The organism is Bacillus sp. FSL M7-1345 (genome assembly GCF_038006985.1).
Lineage (GTDB): Bacteria > Bacillota > Bacilli > Bacillales > Bacillaceae_G > Bacillus_A > Bacillus_A cereus_U.
On sequence record NZ_JBBOWG010000001.1, the window covers coordinates 259673 to 281551 of the forward strand.

Consider the following 21879-nt stretch of genomic DNA (forward strand, 5'->3'; position numbering starts at 1 on the left):
TAGAAGTGGATGTTTTTTTGTGTTTTTGAGAGCAGGAAATTAATTTCTGTAGAATTTTGTCGCTTTCTCTCTTGACCATACTGATACTTCATTGTTAGAATCTAGGGAGATAATATAAAACGATCCTTCATATATCCTCAATGATATGGTTTGAGAGTCTCTACCGGGTTACCGTAAACAACCTGACTATGAAGGCAGTGTGTCTTATATTTATAAAGAGCGGAGACTATCTTTCTTTATAAAGCCAGACCCCTGCCTTTTCTTTGTTATGAGACTAGAGGCGGAGGACTGGCTTTTTTTTATTATATTGGTAATGCTTTTCGCCTAAATTGGTGAAAATATTTATATACGAGAACTAACGTTGGGGTGATTATTTTGAAGAAGCAGCATGATACAATTATCGTTTTAGATTTTGGGAGTCAGTACAATCAGTTAATAGCACGTCGAATTCGTGAGTTCGGTGTATACAGTGAACTTCATCCGCATACAATTACTGCAGAAGAAATTAAAGCAATGAATCCAAAAGGGATTATTTTCTCTGGTGGACCAAATAGTGTATACGGTGAAGGTGCATTACATTGTGATGAAAAAATCTTTGAACTAGGATTACCGATTTTCGGTATCTGTTACGGTATGCAGCTTATGACGCAACACTTCGGTGGTAAAGTAGAACGTGCCAACCACCGTGAGTATGGAAAAGCTGTTCTTAAAGTAGAGAACGAATCAAAATTATATGCGAACCTTCCAGAAGAGCAAGTTGTATGGATGAGCCATGGTGACTTAGTAACTGGTTTACCTGAAGGATTCGTAGTAGATGCAACAAGTGAGTCTTGTCCAATCGCTGGTATGAGCAATGAAGCGGAAAACTTATACGGTGTACAATTCCACCCAGAAGTACGTCACTCTGAGCACGGTAACGATTTAATTAAAAACTTCGTATTCGGCGTATGTGGTTGTTCTGAAGGATGGAACATGGAGAACTTTATCGAAGTAGAATTAGAAAAGATCCGTGAAACTGTTGGAGACAAAAAAGTACTATGCGCACTTAGCGGCGGTGTAGACTCTTCTGTTGTAGCAGTATTAATTCATAAGGCGATTGGTGACCAATTAACATGTATTTTCGTGGACCACGGTTTACTTCGTAAAGATGAAGCAGAAGGTGTTATGAAAACATTTAGCGAAGGCTTCCATATGAACGTTATTAAAGTGGATGCGAAAGAACGCTTCATGAACAAGTTAAAAGGTGTAGAAGATCCAGAACAAAAGCGTAAAATCATCGGTAATGAATTCATTTACGTATTTGATGATGAAGCTTCTAGATTAAAAGGAATGGACTTCCTAGCGCAAGGTACACTTTACACGGACATCGTTGAAAGTGGTACAGCAACTGCACAAACAATTAAATCTCACCATAACGTTGGTGGACTTCCAGAAGACATGCAGTTCAAATTAATTGAGCCTTTAAACACTTTATTTAAAGATGAAGTACGTGTATTAGGATCAGAATTAGGAATTCCTGATGAAATCGTATGGCGTCAACCGTTCCCAGGTCCAGGACTTGGTATTCGTGTATTAGGTGAAATTACAGAAGAGAAATTAGAAATCGTTCGTGAATCTGATGCGATTTTACGTGAAGAAATCCAAAAAGCAGGATTAGAACGTGAAGTTTGGCAATACTTCACTGCGCTTCCTGGTATGCGTAGTGTAGGTGTTATGGGTGACGAGCGTACTTACGATTACACAGTAGGTATCCGTGCAGTAACATCTATCGATGGTATGACAGCTGACTGGGCACGTATCCCTTGGGACGTATTAGAGAAAATCTCTGTACGTATCGTAAACGAAGTAAAACACGTTAACCGTATCGTGTATGATATAACGAGTAAGCCACCAGCAACTATTGAGTGGGAATAGTATTATAATGAAAGATCCATCTATCATTTTATGCATAGATGGATCTTTTTGTTTTTAAGTGATTATACGAACGAAAATATAAAAATATATAAAAATGTTCGTTTTTAAATTGACACACACCCTATTGTGAGTTAATATGAGTATGTAATTCAAACAAAAAGTGAATATTATGCCGTCGTATAATATCGGGGATATGGCCCGAAAGTTTCTACCTAGCTACCGTAAATGGCTTGACTACGAGGCGTTTGTATAAAGATGAGGGGAAACTTGTCTTTGTTTATAGAACGCTTCCATGTATATGCAATGGGAGCCTTTTTTATTTTTATAGATAAAAGAGGGCTAGGGTGAAATACGGCGAGTAATCATATAACGGGGGAAACGTAGGATGAAACGCTATTTTCAGTTTGATGAGCTCGGTACGAATTATAAGACTGAGTTCATAGCAGGGTTAACGACATTTCTATCTATGGCTTACGTACTATTTGTCAATCCTGCTACGCTGTCGCTTGGAAATGTTAAAGGGTTACCAGCAGGTACAGGAATGGATCCAGGTGCAGTATTCGTTGCTACAGCATTAGCAGCGGCGATTGGTTCGTTAATCATGGGGATATTTGCGAAGTATCCGATTGCTTTAGCGCCAGGTATGGGAATAAACGCGTTCTTTGCTTATACAGCGGTGTTAACGATGGGAATTCCGTGGCAAACGGCGATTGCTGGAACATTAATGTCAGGTATTATCTTTATTATTCTTACTGCTTCAGGTATTCGTGAAAAAATCATTAATGCAATTCCAGTAGAGTTAAAGTTTGCAGTAGCGGCGGGTATCGGATTATTCATTGCCTTCCTTGGATTCCAAAATGCCGGAATTATCGTAAAAAATGATGCTGTCCTTGTTGGATTAGGGGATTTAACGAAGGGTACAACGTTGCTGGCGATTTTCGGAGTTGTTATTACAATCATCTTCATGATTAGGAAAATAAATGGTGCTGTTTTCTACGGTATGATTCTTACGGCAATCTTAGGAGTAGCAACAGGATTAATTGATACTCCGAAAGCTGTAGTGGGAGCAATACCGAGTCTAGAACCAACGTTCGGTGTGGCGTTAACTCACTTTGGAGATATTTTCACTGTTGAAATGGCGATTGTTATTATCACGTTCTTCTTTATCGATTTCTTTGATACAGCAGGTACGCTTGTAGCGGTTGCGAATCAAGCGGGATTAATGAAGAACAATAAATTACCACGTGCAGGAAAAGCATTATTTGCAGATGCGGTTGCAACTGTAATTGGTGCAATTCTAGGTACATCTACTACAACGTCTTACATTGAATCGTCTGCAGGGGTAGCAGCAGGAGGACGTTCTGGATTTACAGCAGTTGTAACAGCAGGATTCTTCTTACTGGCACTTTTCTTCTCGCCACTATTAAGTGTTGTGACACCAGCTGTAACGGCACCAGCTTTAATTATTGTAGGAATCTTGATGGTTTCGTCTTTAGGAGAAATTGATTGGAAGAAATTCGAGATTGCAGTACCAGCGTTCTTTACTATCATTTCAATGCCACTTACGTATAGTATCGCAACAGGAATTGCAATCGGGTTTATCTTCTATCCAATTACAATGGTTGTGAGTGGTCGTCGTAAAGAGATTCATCCAATTATGTATGTTATGGGAGTTTTATTCGTACTATATTTCATCTACGTTCGTAAATAAGAGGGGTTTTTGAAAGGTCTAGACTTAAGGGGAGTCTAGACCTTTTTTGCGTCTTCAGAAAATCTTAAGGATTTCCGAGCGTTTTTCTTCAGAAGTTTTCTTATAATAGAAGTTAGGGATTAAAAAAGTGATGGGGGAGATAGTATGGCCGGGGAAACAATACTTGTCGTAGATGATGAAAAAGAAATTAGGAATCTTATTACAATCTATTTAAAGAACGAAGGATATAAAGTGCTGCAGGCAGGGGACGGAGAAGAAGGGTTACGTATATTAGAAGAAAATGAAGTGCATTTAGTTGTGTTGGATATTATGATGCCGAAAGTAGATGGTATTCATATGTGTATGAAAGTAAGGGAAGCGAAGGAAATGCCGATTATTATGCTTTCGGCAAAAACGCAAGATATGGATAAAATTTTAGGATTAACAACAGGTGCAGATGATTACGTAACAAAACCGTTTAATCCGTTAGAGTTAATCGCAAGAATTAAATCGCAGCTACGTCGTTATATGAAAATGAATGGTTTTGCTATTCAAAATGAGGACGAGTTAGAAATTGGAGATATGACAATAAACATCTCAACTCATAAAGTCATTGTAGAGGGAGAAGAAGTGAAGTTAACTCCACGGGAATTTTCGATTTTAGAATTGCTAGCTCGTAATCCAGATATGGTCTTTAGTGCTGAACAAATTTATGAAAAGGTTTGGAACGAAAGATCTTTCCAGTCTGATAATACTGTAATGGTGCATATTCGGAAAGTACGTGAAAAGATTGAGGAGAATCCAAGGAAGCCGAGATATATAAAAACAGTATGGGGAGTGGGGTATAAGATTGAAAAAGATATTTAATCCGTTTACTTATGTAAGGAAAGCTAGAATATTAGTGGAGAAATTAGTGAAGAGTGTACGGCGGAGTATAAGAATTCAACTGATTACTACTTTCGCAGCTTGTGCGTTATTAGGAGTTTTATCAACGAAAGCAGCAGCACCATTTTTTGAAAATGCAAATCGTGAGGCTACTATCGATTATCGAGCTGGTATGGAGCGAATTAATCAACAAGCTCAAAGTGCTGCAAATAGCTCAGTTCATGAAAATAAATTAGAAGCCATATCAAATATGATTGAAATAGAGAACCAAAATTTAGAGCAAGGATCTAGAGTTTTAAAGATATTGGTTACTGACGAAAGCGGGAAAGTTTTATATAAAACGAAGCAGGCACAAGAAGAGCAAATAGATTTGCATAATACGATTCGTAATGCAGCATCGTTTGCGATTAATTATACAAATGGTAGAGAAGTATTTGAAAGTACAAGAAAAGAGTTTATAGCTTTTTCACCTATTACTATAGAAGGAAAGAATTTGTACATGTTTGTTAGTGGAATTCCAGAGGGAGAAGTAATGTATGACACGCAAGAAGGGCCATTCCCGTTTTTAATTGGTGTGCTCGTATTCATTTTCTCTTTCTTCTATATAACAAAGAGAAAGATGAAGCAGATCGAAGCGATGGCAGAAGGTGTGAAAGAAATAGAAAAAGGAAACTTGGCTTATCGTATTGAGAAGAAAGGTGAAGATGAGATTGCGTCTTTAACTGAGAATATTAATAATATGGCAGAAGAGCTTATGAATAATATAGAAAAGGAACGTAAATTAGAGAAGCAAAAGAATGAGCTTATTACGAATGTATCTCATGATTTGCGTACGCCGCTTACTTCTATTATGGGATACTTACGATTACTTAGAGACTCTAAATATGAAAATAAAGAGCAACATGATGAGTATACTAAAATTGCTTTTGCAAAATCGGAGCAGTTAAGGAATTTAATAGAAGATTTATTTGAGTATACGAAGTTAACGAATGAACAAGTTGTATTAGAAAAACAAGAAGTGTGTGTAACTGAGTTACTTGATCAATTAATAGAAGAGTTAGTACCGCAGGCAGAAGAGCACGGGCTTTCATTTGTTAAGAAATTTCCTGAGGAACGTGCGCATGCAATGATTGACTCGGAAAAGATGGTCCGTGTATTCGACAACTTGCTAATGAATGCGATTAAGTATAGTAAAGATGATGGAGAGATAAAAGTTTCTCTGCAAAGACAGCGCAGGGATATACAAGTTGTTATTGCAAATCATAGTGAAGAGTTTACGAGAGAAGAGTTAGGGAACTTGTTTGAACGGTTTTATAAGAAAGATCAATCTAGAAGTAGAGTAACAGAAGGTTCGGGGCTCGGATTAGCTATTGCGAAAAGCATTGTTGAGTTGCAAGGTGGTAGTATTCGAGCTGAGTATGAGGACGGTATCGTTCAGTTCATCGTTTCATTACCAATTATAGAAAAATAATAAATGAATAGAATGTTATAGGATAAAAAGGCTTATTTTAAAAGGAATAAGTCTTTTTATATTTTTTTAGAAAAACATATTGACGATTAGAGTATAGAGGTGTAATATAGGACAAGTCGCCGATAGCAACAACGCAGAAAGCGACAAAAGAAATAAAAAAACTTGGTTGACATTGAAATATGAAAATGTTAACATAAGGGAGTCGCAAATGAGCGACAAACAAGTTCTTTGAAAACTGAACGAAACAAACAACGTAAACGTCAATTTTTATTTTTAGATGCTAGACAAACTAACTTTATTGGAGAGTTTGATCCTGGCTCAGGATGAACGCTGGCGGCGTGCCTAATACATGCAAGTCGAGCGAATGGATTAAGAGCTTGCTCTTATGAAGTTAGCGGCGGACGGGTGAGTAACACGTGGGTAACCTACCCATAAGACTGGGATAACTCCGGGAAACCGGGGCTAATACCGGATAATATTTTGAACTGCATAGTTCGAAATTGAAAGGCGGCTTCGGCTGTCACTTATGGATGGACCCGCGTCGCATTAGCTAGTTGGTGAGGTAACGGCTCACCAAGGCAACGATGCGTAGCCGACCTGAGAGGGTGATCGGCCACACTGGGACTGAGACACGGCCCAGACTCCTACGGGAGGCAGCAGTAGGGAATCTTCCGCAATGGACGAAAGTCTGACGGAGCAACGCCGCGTGAGTGATGAAGGCTTTCGGGTCGTAAAACTCTGTTGTTAGGGAAGAACAAGTGCTAGTTGAATAAGCTGGCACCTTGACGGTACCTAACCAGAAAGCCACGGCTAACTACGTGCCAGCAGCCGCGGTAATACGTAGGTGGCAAGCGTTATCCGGAATTATTGGGCGTAAAGCGCGCGCAGGTGGTTTCTTAAGTCTGATGTGAAAGCCCACGGCTCAACCGTGGAGGGTCATTGGAAACTGGGAGACTTGAGTGCAGAAGAGGAAAGTGGAATTCCATGTGTAGCGGTGAAATGCGTAGAGATATGGAGGAACACCAGTGGCGAAGGCGACTTTCTGGTCTGTAACTGACACTGAGGCGCGAAAGCGTGGGGAGCAAACAGGATTAGATACCCTGGTAGTCCACGCCGTAAACGATGAGTGCTAAGTGTTAGAGGGTTTCCGCCCTTTAGTGCTGAAGTTAACGCATTAAGCACTCCGCCTGGGGAGTACGGCCGCAAGGCTGAAACTCAAAGGAATTGACGGGGGCCCGCACAAGCGGTGGAGCATGTGGTTTAATTCGAAGCAACGCGAAGAACCTTACCAGGTCTTGACATCCTCTGAAAACTCTAGAGATAGAGCTTCTCCTTCGGGAGCAGAGTGACAGGTGGTGCATGGTTGTCGTCAGCTCGTGTCGTGAGATGTTGGGTTAAGTCCCGCAACGAGCGCAACCCTTGATCTTAGTTGCCATCATTAAGTTGGGCACTCTAAGGTGACTGCCGGTGACAAACCGGAGGAAGGTGGGGATGACGTCAAATCATCATGCCCCTTATGACCTGGGCTACACACGTGCTACAATGGACGGTACAAAGAGCTGCAAGACCGCGAGGTGGAGCTAATCTCATAAAACCGTTCTCAGTTCGGATTGTAGGCTGCAACTCGCCTACATGAAGCTGGAATCGCTAGTAATCGCGGATCAGCATGCCGCGGTGAATACGTTCCCGGGCCTTGTACACACCGCCCGTCACACCACGAGAGTTTGTAACACCCGAAGTCGGTGGGGTAACCTTTATGGAGCCAGCCGCCTAAGGTGGGACAGATGATTGGGGTGAAGTCGTAACAAGGTAGCCGTATCGGAAGGTGCGGCTGGATCACCTCCTTTCTATGGAGAATTGATGAACGCAGTTCATCAATAAACGTTGACTTGTTTTGTTTCGTTCAGTTTTGAGAGAACTATCTCTCAAGTTTAAATGTATGTTCTTTGAAAACTAGATAACAGTGTAGCTCATATTTTTTTAATTTTATTTTGGTTAAGTTAGAAAGGGCGCACGGTGGATGCCTTGACACTAGGAGTCGATGAAGGACGGGACTAACGCCGATATGCTTCGGGGAGCTGTAAGTAAGCTTTGATCCGAAGATTTCCGAATGGGGAAACCCACTATACGTAATGGTATGGTATCCTTACCTGAATACATAGGGTATGGAAGACAGACCCAGGGAACTGAAACATCTAAGTACCTGGAGGAAGAGAAAGCAAATGCGATTTCCTGAGTAGCGGCGAGCGAAACGGAATCTAGCCCAAACCAAGAGGCTTGCCTCTTGGGGTTGTAGGACATTCTATACGGAGTTACAAAGGAACGAGGTAGACGAAGCGACCTGGAAAGGTCCGTCACAGAGGGTAACAACCCCGTAGTCGAAACTTCGTTCTCTCTTGAATGTATCCTGAGTACGGCGGAACACGTGAAATTCCGTCGGAATCTGGGAGGACCATCTCCCAAGGCTAAATACTCCCTAGTGATCGATAGTGAACCAGTACCGTGAGGGAAAGGTGAAAAGCACCCCGGAAGGGGAGTGAAAGAGATCCTGAAACCGTGTGCCTACAAATAGTCAGAGCCCGTTAATGGGTGATGGCGTGCCTTTTGTAGAATGAACCGGCGAGTTACGATCCCGTGCAAGGTTAAGCTGAAGAGGCGGAGCCGCAGCGAAAGCGAGTCTGAATAGGGCGTTTAGTACGTGGTCGTAGACCCGAAACCAGGTGATCTACCCATGTCCAGGGTGAAGTTCAGGTAACACTGAATGGAGGCCCGAACCCACGCACGTTGAAAAGTGCGGGGATGAGGTGTGGGTAGCGGAGAAATTCCAATCGAACCTGGAGATAGCTGGTTCTCCCCGAAATAGCTTTAGGGCTAGCCTTAAGTGTAAGAGTCTTGGAGGTAGAGCACTGATTGAACTAGGGGTCCTCATCGGATTACCGAATTCAGTCAAACTCCGAATGCCAATGACTTATCCTTAGGAGTCAGACTGCGAGTGATAAGATCCGTAGTCAAGAGGGAAACAGCCCAGATCGCCAGCTAAGGTCCCAAAGTGTGTATTAAGTGGAAAAGGATGTGGAGTTGCTTAGACAACTAGGATGTTGGCTCAGAAGCAGCCACCATTTAAAGAGTGCGTAATAGCTCACTAGTCGAGTGACTCTGCGCCGAAAATGTACCGGGGCTAAATACACCACCGAAGCTGCGAATTGATACCAATGGTATCAGTGGTAGGGGAGCGTTCTAAGTGCAGTGAAGTCAGACCGGAAGGACTGGTGGAGCGCTTAGAAGTGAGAATGCCGGTATGAGTAGCGAAAGACGGGTGAGAATCCCGTCCACCGAATGCCTAAGGTTTCCTGAGGAAGGCTCGTCCGCTCAGGGTTAGTCAGGACCTAAGCCGAGGCCGACAGGCGTAGGCGATGGACAACAGGTTGATATTCCTGTACCACCTCTTTATCGTTTGAGCAATGGAGGGACGCAGAAGGATAGAAGAAGCGTGCGATTGGTTGTGCACGTCCAAGCAGTTAGGCTGATAAGTAGGCAAATCCGCTTATCGTGAAGGCTGAGCTGTGATGGGGAAGCTCCTTATGGAGCGAAGTCTTTGATTCCCCGCTGCCAAGAAAAGCTTCTAGCGAGATAAAAGGTGCCTGTACCGCAAACCGACACAGGTAGGCGAGGAGAGAATCCTAAGGTGTGCGAGAGAACTCTGGTTAAGGAACTCGGCAAAATGACCCCGTAACTTCGGGAGAAGGGGTGCTTTCTTAACGGAAAGCCGCAGTGAATAGGCCCAAGCGACTGTTTAGCAAAAACACAGGTCTCTGCGAAGCCGTAAGGCGAAGTATAGGGGCTGACACCTGCCCGGTGCTGGAAGGTTAAGGAGAGGGGTTAGCGTAAGCGAAGCTCTGAACTGAAGCCCCAGTAAACGGCGGCCGTAACTATAACGGTCCTAAGGTAGCGAAATTCCTTGTCGGGTAAGTTCCGACCCGCACGAAAGGTGTAACGATTTGGGCACTGTCTCAACCAGAGACTCGGTGAAATTATAGTACCTGTGAAGATGCAGGTTACCCGCGACAGGACGGAAAGACCCCGTGGAGCTTTACTGTAGCCTGATATTGAATTTTGGTACAGTTTGTACAGGATAGGCGGGAGCCATTGAAACCGGAGCGCTAGCTTCGGTGGAGGCGCTGGTGGGATACCGCCCTGACTGTATTGAAATTCTAACCTACGGGTCTTATCGACCCGGGAGACAGTGTCAGGTGGGCAGTTTGACTGGGGCGGTCGCCTCCTAAAGTGTAACGGAGGCGCCCAAAGGTTCCCTCAGAATGGTTGGAAATCATTCGTAGAGTGCAAAGGCATAAGGGAGCTTGACTGCGAGACCTACAAGTCGAGCAGGGACGAAAGTCGGGCTTAGTGATCCGGTGGTTCCGCATGGAAGGGCCATCGCTCAACGGATAAAAGCTACCCCGGGGATAACAGGCTTATCTCCCCCAAGAGTCCACATCGACGGGGAGGTTTGGCACCTCGATGTCGGCTCATCGCATCCTGGGGCTGTAGTCGGTCCCAAGGGTTGGGCTGTTCGCCCATTAAAGCGGTACGCGAGCTGGGTTCAGAACGTCGTGAGACAGTTCGGTCCCTATCCGTCGTGGGCGCAGGAAATTTGAGAGGAGCTGTCCTTAGTACGAGAGGACCGGGATGGACGCACCGCTGGTGTACCAGTTGTTCTGCCAAGGGCATAGCTGGGTAGCTATGTGCGGAAGGGATAAGTGCTGAAAGCATCTAAGCATGAAGCCCCCCTCAAGATGAGATTTCCCATAGCGTAAGCTAGTAAGATCCCTGAAAGATGATCAGGTTGATAGGTTCGAGGTGGAAGCATGGTGACATGTGGAGCTGACGAATACTAATAGATCGAGGACTTAACCATATAATATGAAGCAAATGTTATCTAGTTTTGAAGGAATATACCTTCAATAGTTTGGTGATGATGGCAGAGAGGTCACACCCGTTCCCATACCGAACACGGAAGTTAAGCTCTCTAGCGCCGATGGTAGTTGGGACCTTGTCCCTGTGAGAGTAGGACGTCGCCAAGCAAGCTAAAACACAAGTCAAAAGACTTGTGTTTTTTGTATATTTGTTTCGGTAGAAACAAGAGTGGAAATATGGATTGCTAAATCATACCAGATGGAAAATTATTTACAGAATCATGATAAAGGCGAAGTATTTTCGCTATTTTTATTAAGTATTCATTAAACTATATGTATTTCGTCATAGGACCATTATTGGTCATATCTTCAATATAAGAGGAAATCTCTCTTCTTTTATAATTAATTTCTAAAAAACTTGGCGCATAATTGAAGCTTCTATACTCTAAATGATTTAATGATTTATGAATTGTATAGCTATTTTTCCTTAAAATCCTGTATACAGTAGCCCTTAACTAATAAATATTAGAGGTATTTCTGCCGGTAAATACTTCTTCTTCATGATTGGACATCTAAATCTTCTTCACTAATATACTTTTGAAAATAACTCCGTTCATAATTTCAATAATATAGATTTGTATAATTGCTTCCTTTGAGTTTGCAGTTTGCTAAATCTATTAAACAAGCCCGTCTATATAATTGCATTTTATATAGACGGGCTTGTTTAATTTTTTATTCTTATAATAGTAGCGTTTTGAGGGATATTTTTTTGTTATTAAGTATAGGGAAGTAGTACATAATCTATGGAAATAATACAGGTGCTTTTCAACTATTATGAGAACAGCTATATTATGGCTAAATATGTAGTGAGATATAGGAATGTTGAACAAGGAGCTCATTTACAATTGAAGTGTATATATGGGCATGAAATCTTCTTTGATTAGTAGTCGTAACTTCTTGAGGCATAAATTTTTGAATTCCGTAACGTCAGTGCTACAATGATTGAAAAATAAATGTTAATGAGGTGTTCATATGAAAATTGAAGTTTGGTCTGATTTTGTATGCCCGTTTTGCTATATTGGGAAGCGTAGATTAGAAATGGCTTTAGGGCAATTTCCACATAAGAAAGATGTTGAAGTTGAGTTTAAAAGTTTTGAATTAGATCAAAATGCTCCGATCTACTCTGGAACGAGTATTAATGAAGTACTTGCATCGAAGTATGGAATTAGTGTTGAAGAAGCTGATCGTAATAATGTACAACTAGGCAATCATGCAGCTAGTATGGGTTTAAGTTTCAATTTTGAAGAGATGAAGCCAACAAATACTTTTGATGCACATCGTTTGGCGAAATTCGCAAAGGATCAGGGGAAGGAAAAGGAGATTACAGAAAATCTACTTTTTGCATATTTCACTGAATCGAGAAACTTAAGTGATGTGGAAACACTAGCTAATATTGCTGAAGCTTCCGGTCTAGATAGGGAAGAGGCTTTAAATGTTATTCATAATAAAAATGCTTATGCCAATGAGGTTAGGATTGATGAATCAATTGCCCAACAATATAAAATTACAGGGGTACCTTATTTTATTGTTAATCAAAAGTATGCTATTTCAGGTGCACAACCACTTGAAACCTTTGTTGGTGCACTTCAGCAGGTGTGGGAAGAAGAGAATCCTAAGTCTGAACTTCAAGATCTTTCAATAAATAGTACAACAGATGATTATTGTGCAGATGGTAGCTGCTCGATACCTTCAAAGGAATAATATTTAATTCTTTCTTTCTATTATGGTGTACATAATGTAATGAGGGGATAAATTTTAAATGGCATATGTATATTAATGACAACTAAATACGAATAACCTACAGTGACTTTTATAGGTTATTCGTATTTAGTTTATTTTGGGGGAGTTACATTCAAGTGTATTATTATTGTGCTAACGGCTTGTTGGTATAGTTAATTCATATTTTTATAAAAAACTTATTTAAAACTATTGACGATTAACATACATAGGTGTAATATAGGACAAGTCGTCGATAGCAACAACGCAGAAAGCGACAAAAGAAATAAAAAAACTTGGTTGACATTGAAATATGAAAATGTTAACATAAGGGAGTCGCAAATGAGCGGCAGACAAGTTCTTTGAAAACTGAACGAAACAAACAACGTGAACGTCAATTTTTATTTTTAGATGCTAGACAAACTAACTTTATTGGAGAGTTTGATCCTGGCTCAGGATGAACGCTGGCGGCGTGCCTAATACATGCAAGTCGAGCGAATGGATTAAGAGCTTGCTCTTATGAAGTTAGCGGCGGACGGGTGAGTAACACGTGGGTAACCTACCCATAAGACTGGGATAACTCCGGGAAACCGGGGCTAATACCGGATAATATTTTGAACTGCATAGTTCGAAATTGAAAGGCGGCTTCGGCTGTCACTTATGGATGGACCCGCGTCGCATTAGCTAGTTGGTGAGGTAACGGCTCACCAAGGCAACGATGCGTAGCCGACCTGAGAGGGTGATCGGCCACACTGGGACTGAGACACGGCCCAGACTCCTACGGGAGGCAGCAGTAGGGAATCTTCCGCAATGGACGAAAGTCTGACGGAGCAACGCCGCGTGAGTGATGAAGGCTTTCGGGTCGTAAAACTCTGTTGTTAGGGAAGAACAAGTGCTAGTTGAATAAGCTGGCACCTTGACGGTACCTAACCAGAAAGCCACGGCTAACTACGTGCCAGCAGCCGCGGTAATACGTAGGTGGCAAGCGTTATCCGGAATTATTGGGCGTAAAGCGCGCGCAGGTGGTTTCTTAAGTCTGATGTGAAAGCCCACGGCTCAACCGTGGAGGGTCATTGGAAACTGGGAGACTTGAGTGCAGAAGAGGAAAGTGGAATTCCATGTGTAGCGGTGAAATGCGTAGAGATATGGAGGAACACCAGTGGCGAAGGCGACTTTCTGGTCTGTAACTGACACTGAGGCGCGAAAGCGTGGGGAGCAAACAGGATTAGATACCCTGGTAGTCCACGCCGTAAACGATGAGTGCTAAGTGTTAGAGGGTTTCCGCCCTTTAGTGCTGAAGTTAACGCATTAAGCACTCCGCCTGGGGAGTACGGCCGCAAGGCTGAAACTCAAAGGAATTGACGGGGGCCCGCACAAGCGGTGGAGCATGTGGTTTAATTCGAAGCAACGCGAAGAACCTTACCAGGTCTTGACATCCTCTGAAAACTCTAGAGATAGAGCTTCTCCTTCGGGAGCAGAGTGACAGGTGGTGCATGGTTGTCGTCAGCTCGTGTCGTGAGATGTTGGGTTAAGTCCCGCAACGAGCGCAACCCTTGATCTTAGTTGCCATCATTAAGTTGGGCACTCTAAGGTGACTGCCGGTGACAAACCGGAGGAAGGTGGGGATGACGTCAAATCATCATGCCCCTTATGACCTGGGCTACACACGTGCTACAATGGACGGTACAAAGAGCTGCAAGACCGCGAGGTGGAGCTAATCTCATAAAACCGTTCTCAGTTCGGATTGTAGGCTGCAACTCGCCTACATGAAGCTGGAATCGCTAGTAATCGCGGATCAGCATGCCGCGGTGAATACGTTCCCGGGCCTTGTACACACCGCCCGTCACACCACGAGAGTTTGTAACACCCGAAGTCGGTGGGGTAACCTTTATGGAGCCAGCCGCCTAAGGTGGGACAGATGATTGGGGTGAAGTCGTAACAAGGTAGCCGTATCGGAAGGTGCGGCTGGATCACCTCCTTTCTATGGAGAATTGATGAACGCAGTTCATCAATAAACGTTGACTTGTTTTGTTTCGTTCAGTTTTGAGAGAACTATCTCTCAAGTTTAAATGTATGTTCTTTGAAAACTAGATAACAGTGTAGCTCATATTTTTTTAATTTTATTTTGGTTAAGTTAGAAAGGGCGCACGGTGGATGCCTTGACACTAGGAGTCGATGAAGGACGGGACTAACGCCGATATGCTTCGGGGAGCTGTAAGTAAGCTTTGATCCGAAGATTTCCGAATGGGGAAACCCACTATACGTAATGGTATGGTATCCTTACCTGAATACATAGGGTATGGAAGACAGACCCAGGGAACTGAAACATCTAAGTACCTGGAGGAAGAGAAAGCAAATGCGATTTCCTGAGTAGCGGCGAGCGAAACGGAATCTAGCCCAAACCAAGAGGCTTGCCTCTTGGGGTTGTAGGACATTCTATACGGAGTTACAAAGGAACGAGGTAGACGAAGCGACCTGGAAAGGTCCGTCACAGAGGGTAACAACCCCGTAGTCGAAACTTCGTTCTCTCTTGAATGTATCCTGAGTACGGCGGAACACGTGAAATTCCGTCGGAATCTGGGAGGACCATCTCCCAAGGCTAAATACTCCCTAGTGATCGATAGTGAACCAGTACCGTGAGGGAAAGGTGAAAAGCACCCCGGAAGGGGAGTGAAAGAGATCCTGAAACCGTGTGCCTACAAATAGTCAGAGCCCGTTAATGGGTGATGGCGTGCCTTTTGTAGAATGAACCGGCGAGTTACGATCCCGTGCAAGGTTAAGCTGAAGAGGCGGAGCCGCAGCGAAAGCGAGTCTGAATAGGGCGTTTAGTACGTGGTCGTAGACCCGAAACCAGGTGATCTACCCATGTCCAGGGTGAAGTTCAGGTAACACTGAATGGAGGCCCGAACCCACGCACGTTGAAAAGTGCGGGGATGAGGTGTGGGTAGCGGAGAAATTCCAATCGAACCTGGAGATAGCTGGTTCTCCCCGAAATAGCTTTAGGGCTAGCCTTAAGTGTAAGAGTCTTGGAGGTAGAGCACTGATTGAACTAGGGGTCCTCATCGGATTACCGAATTCAGTCAAACTCCGAATGCCAATGACTTATCCTTAGGAGTCAGACTGCGAGTGATAAGATCCGTAGTCAAGAGGGAAACAGCCCAGATCGCCAGCTAAGGTCCCAAAGTGTGTATTAAGTGGAAAAGGATGTGGAGTTGCTTAGACAACTAGGATGTTGGCTCAGAAGCAGCCACCATTTAAAGAGTGCGTAATAGCTCACTAGTCGAGTGACTCTGCGCCGAAAATGTACCGGGGCTAAATACACCACCGAAGCTGCGAATTGATACCAATGGTATCAGTGGTAGGGGAGCGTTCTAAGTGCAGTGAAGTCAGACCGGAAGGACTGGTGGAGCGCTTAGAAGTGAGAATGCCGGTATGAGTAGCGAAAGACGGGTGAGAATCCCGTCCACCGAATGCCTAAGGTTTCCTGAGGAAGGCTCGTCCGCTCAGGGTTAGTCAGGACCTAAGCCGAGGCCGACAGGCGTAGGCGATGGACAACAGGTTGATATTCCTGTACCACCTCTTTATCGTTTGAGCAATGGAGGGACGCAGAAGGATAGAAGAAGCGTGCGATTGGTTGTGCACGTCCAAGCAGTTAGGCTGATAAGTAGGCAAATCCGCTTATCGTGAAGGCTGAGCTGTGATGGGGAAGCTCCTTATGGAGCGAAGTCTTTGATTCCCCGCTGCCAAGAAAAGCTTCTAGCGAGATAAAAGGTGCCTGTACCGCAAACCGACACAGGTAGGCGAGGAGAGAATCCTAAGGTGTGCGAGAGAACTCTGGTTAAGGAACTCGGCAAAATGACCCCGTAACTTCGGGAGAAGGGGTGCTTTCTTAACGGAAAGCCGCAGTGAATAGGCCCAAGCGACTGTTTAGCAAAAACACAGGTCTCTGCGAAGCCGTAAGGCGAAGTATAGGGGCTGACACCTGCCCGGTGCTGGAAGGTTAAGGAGAGGGGTTAGCGTAAGCGAAGCTCTGAACTGAAGCCCCAGTAAACGGCGGCCGTAACTATAACGGTCCTAAGGTAGCGAAATTCCTTGTCGGGTAAGTTCCGACCCGCACGAAAGGTGTAACGATTTGGGCACTGTCTCAACCAGAGACTCGGTGAAATTATAGTACCTGTGAAGATGCAGGTTACCCGCGACAGGACGGAAAGACCCCGTGGAGCTTTACTGTAGCCTGATATTGAATTTTGGTACAGTTTGTACAGGATAGGCGGGAGCCATTGAAACCGGAGCGCTAGCTTCGGTGGAGGCGCTGGTGGGATACCGCCCTGACTGTATTGAAATTCTAACCTACGGGTCTTATCGACCCGGGAGACAGTGTCAGGTGGGCAGTTTGACTGGGGCGGTCGCCTCCTAAAGTGTAACGGAGGCGCCCAAAGGTTCCCTCAGAATGGTTGGAAATCATTCGTAGAGTGCAAAGGCATAAGGGAGCTTGACTGCGAGACCTACAAGTCGAGCAGGGACGAAAGTCGGGCTTAGTGATCCGGTGGTTCCGCATGGAAGGGCCATCGCTCAACGGATAAAAGCTACCCCGGGGATAACAGGCTTATCTCCCCCAAGAGTCCACATCGACGGGGAGGTTTGGCACCTCGATGTCGGCTCATCGCATCCTGGGGCTGTAGTCGGTCCCAAGGGTTGGGCTGTTCGCCCATTAAAGCGGTACGCGAGCTGGGTTCAGAACGTCGTGAGACAGTTCGGTCCCTATCCGTCGTGGGCGCAGGAAATTTGAGAGGAGCTGTCCTTAGTACGAGAGGACCGGGATGGACGCACCGCTGGTGTACCAGTTGTTCTGCCAAGGGCATAGCTGGGTAGCTATGTGCGGAAGGGATAAGTGCTGAAAGCATCTAAGCATGAAGCCCCCCTCAAGATGAGATTTCCCATAGCGTAAGCTAGTAAGATCCCTGAAAGATGATCAGGTTGATAGGTTCGAGGTGGAAGCATGGTGACATGTGGAGCTGACGAATACTAATAGATCGAGGACTTAACCATATAATATGAAGCAAATGTTATCTAGTTTTGAAGGAATATACCTTCAATAGTTTGGTGATGATGGCAGAGAGGTCACACCCGTTCCCATACCGAACACGGAAGTTAAGCTCTCTAGCGCCGATGGTAGTTGGGACCTTGTCCCTGTGAGAGTAGGACGTCGCCAAGCAACTTTAAGATGAGTCAGAATGACTCGTCTTTTTTGTGTTTAATGAAATAAGCTTGTTATCTATGGTTCAAGAAACCTATTGATAACAAGCTTATTTGTTTAAAGGTAAGCGTATTTATATAAAATTGTTATTCATTATAGGCTTTACTTTGTTTCTTACATCGATAAGCTCAAAACGTTCATGAGCAAGTAGCATATTGTTTATTTGTAATAGCTTTGTAGTTATTTGAAACCCACGGATCAATGAAGATAATAAACTGAATAAATATGGCTTTTAAACAAGTTCACTCCATTTATGAGGATCTTTTTTTTAGACATCTATAATGACGGGATGTTTAATCTCTGAATTGTTTCGTATGATAATGGCTTTAATTCGTGAATAGCAAAGAATCTACCACATGTTAAATTGAAGTGAACCCGAATAGTGGTACATGAAAAATTTTGAAGAAAAAAGTTCATTGTAACAGGCTAATTGCTTCATTTAGCCCGCTATTTGCGGGCAGTAAAACTCCCACCTCAAAATTTAGCTGGAGCAAAGAAGTTAGGTGGGAGCCCTGTTGCCCGTAAACGCCCGATTGGTGAAGGCTAATAATCAGTGGGGGATCAACAAAACCCCCACTGATTATTAGCCTTCACTTTATTTGTTTTAAGTAGTTATATGGTGAAAGTGGTGGAGTTAAAAAGATAATAGGGCGTGTTCTTTTTTCTGAATCTGGCTTTTGAAGAGCGGCGATAATTTCAAAATATAGTTCTTGAAAGTCTTATGTATTACTTTCGCATATAACATTTTGGATAAAGATGTGTGGATTAATGTTTAGACTCTATAATCTTTTTTGTAGTTTGTTACACGAAATTCCCAAGGGAATCTCTGGGGCGGGAAGATCAGTTGTGAGTAGTAATATTGGAACTGCTCTTGTACATAGTGTTCAGCTTCTTTATAAGTTCTACTTGTTTCCTCCAGTAGTTGGATAAGAATCTTTTTTTGTAGCCTTATAAATAAGGTAATTAAAGTATAATTGGCCACCGGTTGCTATTTGAACAACATATTTGTCTTTATTATCACGTTGATATAAATAAGTTGGAGGAAGAATGGGTTCATCGGGAATAAAATCAGTTAGTTTGTTTTCTTATATACTCTATTTGTTCTTCTAATGGAAAAGCTTACGGTTGTCCGTATATAGATATAGGATACAACTCTTTAAATTTTATAATTTTGTAGCTTTTATATAGAAGATAAGTGTAAGTGAAAAATTATAGTATGATTACTTAAATGCAAGGAAGTAGTGGTGTATAACAAGAGGTAGGAACGTTTGTTCTTGAATGGTGTAATGGGCATACTCAATCAATTGAGGTGCTTATTTTCTATTGGACATATGTGTTTAAAGAAGAGTTATCATACTAGGTTTGGATTTCTAGTATAGCTTGTAACTTTACATACTTTAGTGAAGTGGTTCTTCAGTAAAGTATATTTGATTATTAATATTGGATTTATTGAAACTCCCACTGCTAAAGGGGCAACCTGATTAACATTAGTGTGATTCTTGCTACCAAAGGCGAAGTCCGTTTTTGGTATCGCTGACGTGCAAGATTGTAGTGTGCCATCACTACTCTCACTATAGACCGTATAGGTTCGTGAGCCACGGTGCTATGACAGCTGCATGTTCATATGTTTTAGTGTCTTGTTCTTGTCTATAGTTGACGTGTATCAAAATAATGAGTGTTTTTCTATGAAAGTATCGTGAAATCTGTAAACGAACCAATTATTCTATTTCCAACTGGTTTTATGAAATAATCTACGAATGGTCCTTTACTCATCATAATTTTTAATATTAATTGAATCTAGTCTATAGTCAGTTCATTCTATTATGAATGGTTCAGGAGAGTGAAGAAGAGTGTGTGCACTGTTAGAAAGAGATATTGTAATTAAGATAAGGAGAGTAAATGAAGTTGCTAGAAAAGAATTTCTTGTGGAACCCAGTAATGTACGGAGGATAATCCTCTTGAAATAGAGAGGTTAGTTAGGGGAGATTAGTAGATAGAGGTAGACAATGATTGCTATTTAGTAAAGTCTTCGTGGATTCTTATGTAACCTTTACTAATCGGGAATTTATGGATTGTCAGGCTCACTACTAACTTCTTTGCTTCAGCCGAACTTTGAGGTGGGAGTCTTACTGTCCGCAAATAGCGGGATAAAGTGGTGTGAACATATTAAATTAAATATCTTTATAAAAAGGTATTGACGATTAGCCTATAGAGGTGTAGTATAGAACAAGTCGCCGATAGCGACAACGCAGAAAGCGACAAAAGAAATAAAAAAACTTGGTTGACATTGAAATATGAAAATGTTAACATAAGGGAGTCGCAAATGAGCGACAAACAAGTTCTTTGAAAACTGAACGAAACAAACAACGTAAACGTCAATTTTTATTTTTAGATGCTAGACAAACTAACTTTATTGGAGAGTTTGATCCTGGCTCAGGATGAACGCTGGCGGCGTGCCTAATACATGCAAGTCGAGCGAATGGATTAAGAGCTTGCTCTTATGAAGTTAGCGGCGGACGGGTGAGTAACACGTGGGTAACCTACCCATAAGACTGGGATAACTCCGGGAAACCGGGGCTAATACCGGATAATATTTTGAACTGCATAGTTCGAAATTGAAAGGCGGCTTCGGCTGTCACTTATGGATGGACCCGCGTCGCATTAGCTAGTTGGTGAGGTAACGGCTCACCAAGGCAACGATGCGTAGCCGACCTGAGAGGGTGATCGGCCACACTGGGACTGAGACACGGCCCAGACTCCTACGGGAGGCAGCAGTAGGGAATCTTCCGCAATGGACGAAAGTCTGACGGAGCAACGCCGCGTGAGTGATGAAGGCTTTCGGGTCGTAAAACTCTGTTGTTAGGGAAGAACAAGTGCTAGTTGAATAAGCTGGCACCTTGACGGTACCTAACCAGAAAGCCACGGCTAACTACGTGCCAGCAGCCGCGGTAATACGTAGGTGGCAAGCGTTATCCGGAATTATTGGGCGTAAAGCGCGCGCAGGTGGTTTCTTAAGTCTGATGTGAAAGCCCACGGCTCAACCGTGGAGGGTCATTGGAAACTGGGAGACTTGAGTGCAGAAGAGGAAAGTGGAATTCCATGTGTAGCGGTGAAATGCGTAGAGATATGGAGGAACACCAGTGGCGAAGGCGACTTTCTGGTCTGTAACTGACACTGAGGCGCGAAAGCGTGGGGAGCAAACAGGATTAGATACCCTGGTAGTCCACGCCGTAAACGATGAGTGCTAAGTGTTAGAGGGTTTCCGCCCTTTAGTGCTGAAGTTAACGCATTAAGCACTCCGCCTGGGGAGTACGGCCGCAAGGCTGAAACTCAAAGGAATTGACGGGGGCCCGCACAAGCGGTGGAGCATGTGGTTTAATTCGAAGCAACGCGAAGAACCTTACCAGGTCTTGACATCCTCTGAAAACTCTAGAGATAGAGCTTCTCCTTCGGGAGCAGAGTGACAGGTGGTGCATGGTTGTCGTCAGCTCGTGTCGTGAGATGTTGGGTTAAGTCCCGCAACGAGCGCAACCCTTGATCTTAGTTGCCATCATTAAGTTGGGCACTCTAAGGTGACTGCCGGTGACAAACCGGAGGAAGGTGGGGATGACGTCAAATCATCATGCCCCTTATGACCTGGGCTACACACGTGCTACAATGGACGGTACAAAGAGCTGCAAGACCGCGAGGTGGAGCTAATCTCATAAAACCGTTCTCAGTTCGGATTGTAGGCTGCAACTCGCCTACATGAAGCTGGAATCGCTAGTAATCGCGGATCAGCATGCCGCGGTGAATACGTTCCCGGGCCTTGTACACACCGCCCGTCACACCACGAGAGTTTGTAACACCCGAAGTCGGTGGGGTAACCTTTATGGAGCCAGCCGCCTAAGGTGGGACAGATGATTGGGGTGAAGTCGTAACAAGGTAGCCGTATCGGAAGGTGCGGCTGGATCACCTCCTTTCTATGGAGAAT

At 43.6% G+C, this 21879-nt stretch carries 5 protein-coding genes, 7 rRNA genes and 2 riboswitches; all 12 genes read left to right on the forward strand.

Annotated elements, in window-relative coordinates; genetic code table 11:
* The first annotated feature begins 107 nt into the window (after positions 1-107).
* Positions 108-209: riboswitch (purine riboswitch) on the forward strand.
* 166 nt (positions 210-375) lie between these two features.
* The 12 genes from guaA (at position 376) to MHB76_RS01575 (ending at position 21868) form a co-directional block, all read left to right on the forward strand.
* Positions 376-1914 (forward strand): glutamine-hydrolyzing GMP synthase, encoded by a 1539-nt coding sequence (gene guaA, locus MHB76_RS01520; RefSeq protein WP_133059584.1) that lies wholly within the window; start codon positions 376-378, stop codon positions 1912-1914.
* Between the two features lie 155 nt (positions 1915-2069).
* Positions 2070-2171, forward strand: a riboswitch (purine riboswitch).
* A 128-nt stretch (positions 2172-2299) separates the two neighbouring features.
* Positions 2300-3625 (forward strand): NCS2 family permease, encoded by a 1326-nt coding sequence (locus MHB76_RS01525; protein ID WP_002113447.1) that lies wholly within the window; start codon positions 2300-2302, stop codon positions 3623-3625.
* 144 nt (positions 3626-3769) lie between these two features.
* On the forward strand, positions 3770-4471 hold the full coding sequence (locus MHB76_RS01530; protein ID WP_070169779.1) for a response regulator transcription factor: 702 nt from the start codon (positions 3770-3772) through the stop codon (positions 4469-4471).
* Complete coding sequence (locus tag MHB76_RS01535; protein WP_078175182.1) at positions 4455-5960, forward strand: sensor histidine kinase; 1506 nt, start codon at positions 4455-4457, stop codon at positions 5958-5960. Before MHB76_RS01530 ends, MHB76_RS01535 begins: the two co-directional genes overlap by 17 nt.
* A gap of 295 nt (positions 5961-6255) precedes the next feature.
* Positions 6256-7807, forward strand: a 16S ribosomal RNA gene (locus tag MHB76_RS01540).
* 146 nt (positions 7808-7953) lie between these two features.
* Positions 7954-10875 (forward strand): 23S ribosomal RNA (locus MHB76_RS01545).
* A 50-nt stretch (positions 10876-10925) separates the two neighbouring features.
* Positions 10926-11041, forward strand: a 5S ribosomal RNA gene (gene rrf, locus MHB76_RS01550).
* The 16S, 23S and 5S rRNA genes sit together here, the layout of an rRNA operon.
* A gap of 864 nt (positions 11042-11905) precedes the next feature.
* Entirely contained in the window at positions 11906-12634 is a 729-nt protein-coding gene (locus MHB76_RS01555) for a DsbA family oxidoreductase (protein WP_078175291.1), read from the forward strand.
* Between the two features lie 444 nt (positions 12635-13078).
* A 16S ribosomal RNA gene (locus tag MHB76_RS01560) occupies positions 13079-14630 on the forward strand.
* Positions 14631-14776: 146 nt separating this feature from the next.
* Positions 14777-17698: ribosomal RNA gene (locus tag MHB76_RS01565) — 23S ribosomal RNA — on the forward strand.
* Between the two features lie 50 nt (positions 17699-17748).
* A 5S ribosomal RNA gene (gene rrf / locus MHB76_RS01570) occupies positions 17749-17864 on the forward strand.
* Between the two features lie 2452 nt (positions 17865-20316).
* Positions 20317-21868, forward strand: a 16S ribosomal RNA gene (locus MHB76_RS01575).
* Positions 21869-21879 lie beyond the last annotated feature (11 nt).

What these genes read in the sequence shown, in the direction of transcription:
- MHB76_RS01525 (WP_002113447.1), top strand. Translation starts at nt 2,300, where the DNA reads ATGAAACGCTATTTTCAGTTTGATGAGCTCGGTACGAATTATAAGACT.
- MHB76_RS01555 (WP_078175291.1), top strand. Translation starts at nt 11,906, where the DNA reads ATGAAAATTGAAGTTTGGTCTGATTTTGTATGCCCGTTTTGCTATATT.
- MHB76_RS01530 (WP_070169779.1), top strand. Translation starts at nt 3,770, where the DNA reads ATGGCCGGGGAAACAATACTTGTCGTAGATGATGAAAAAGAAATTAGG.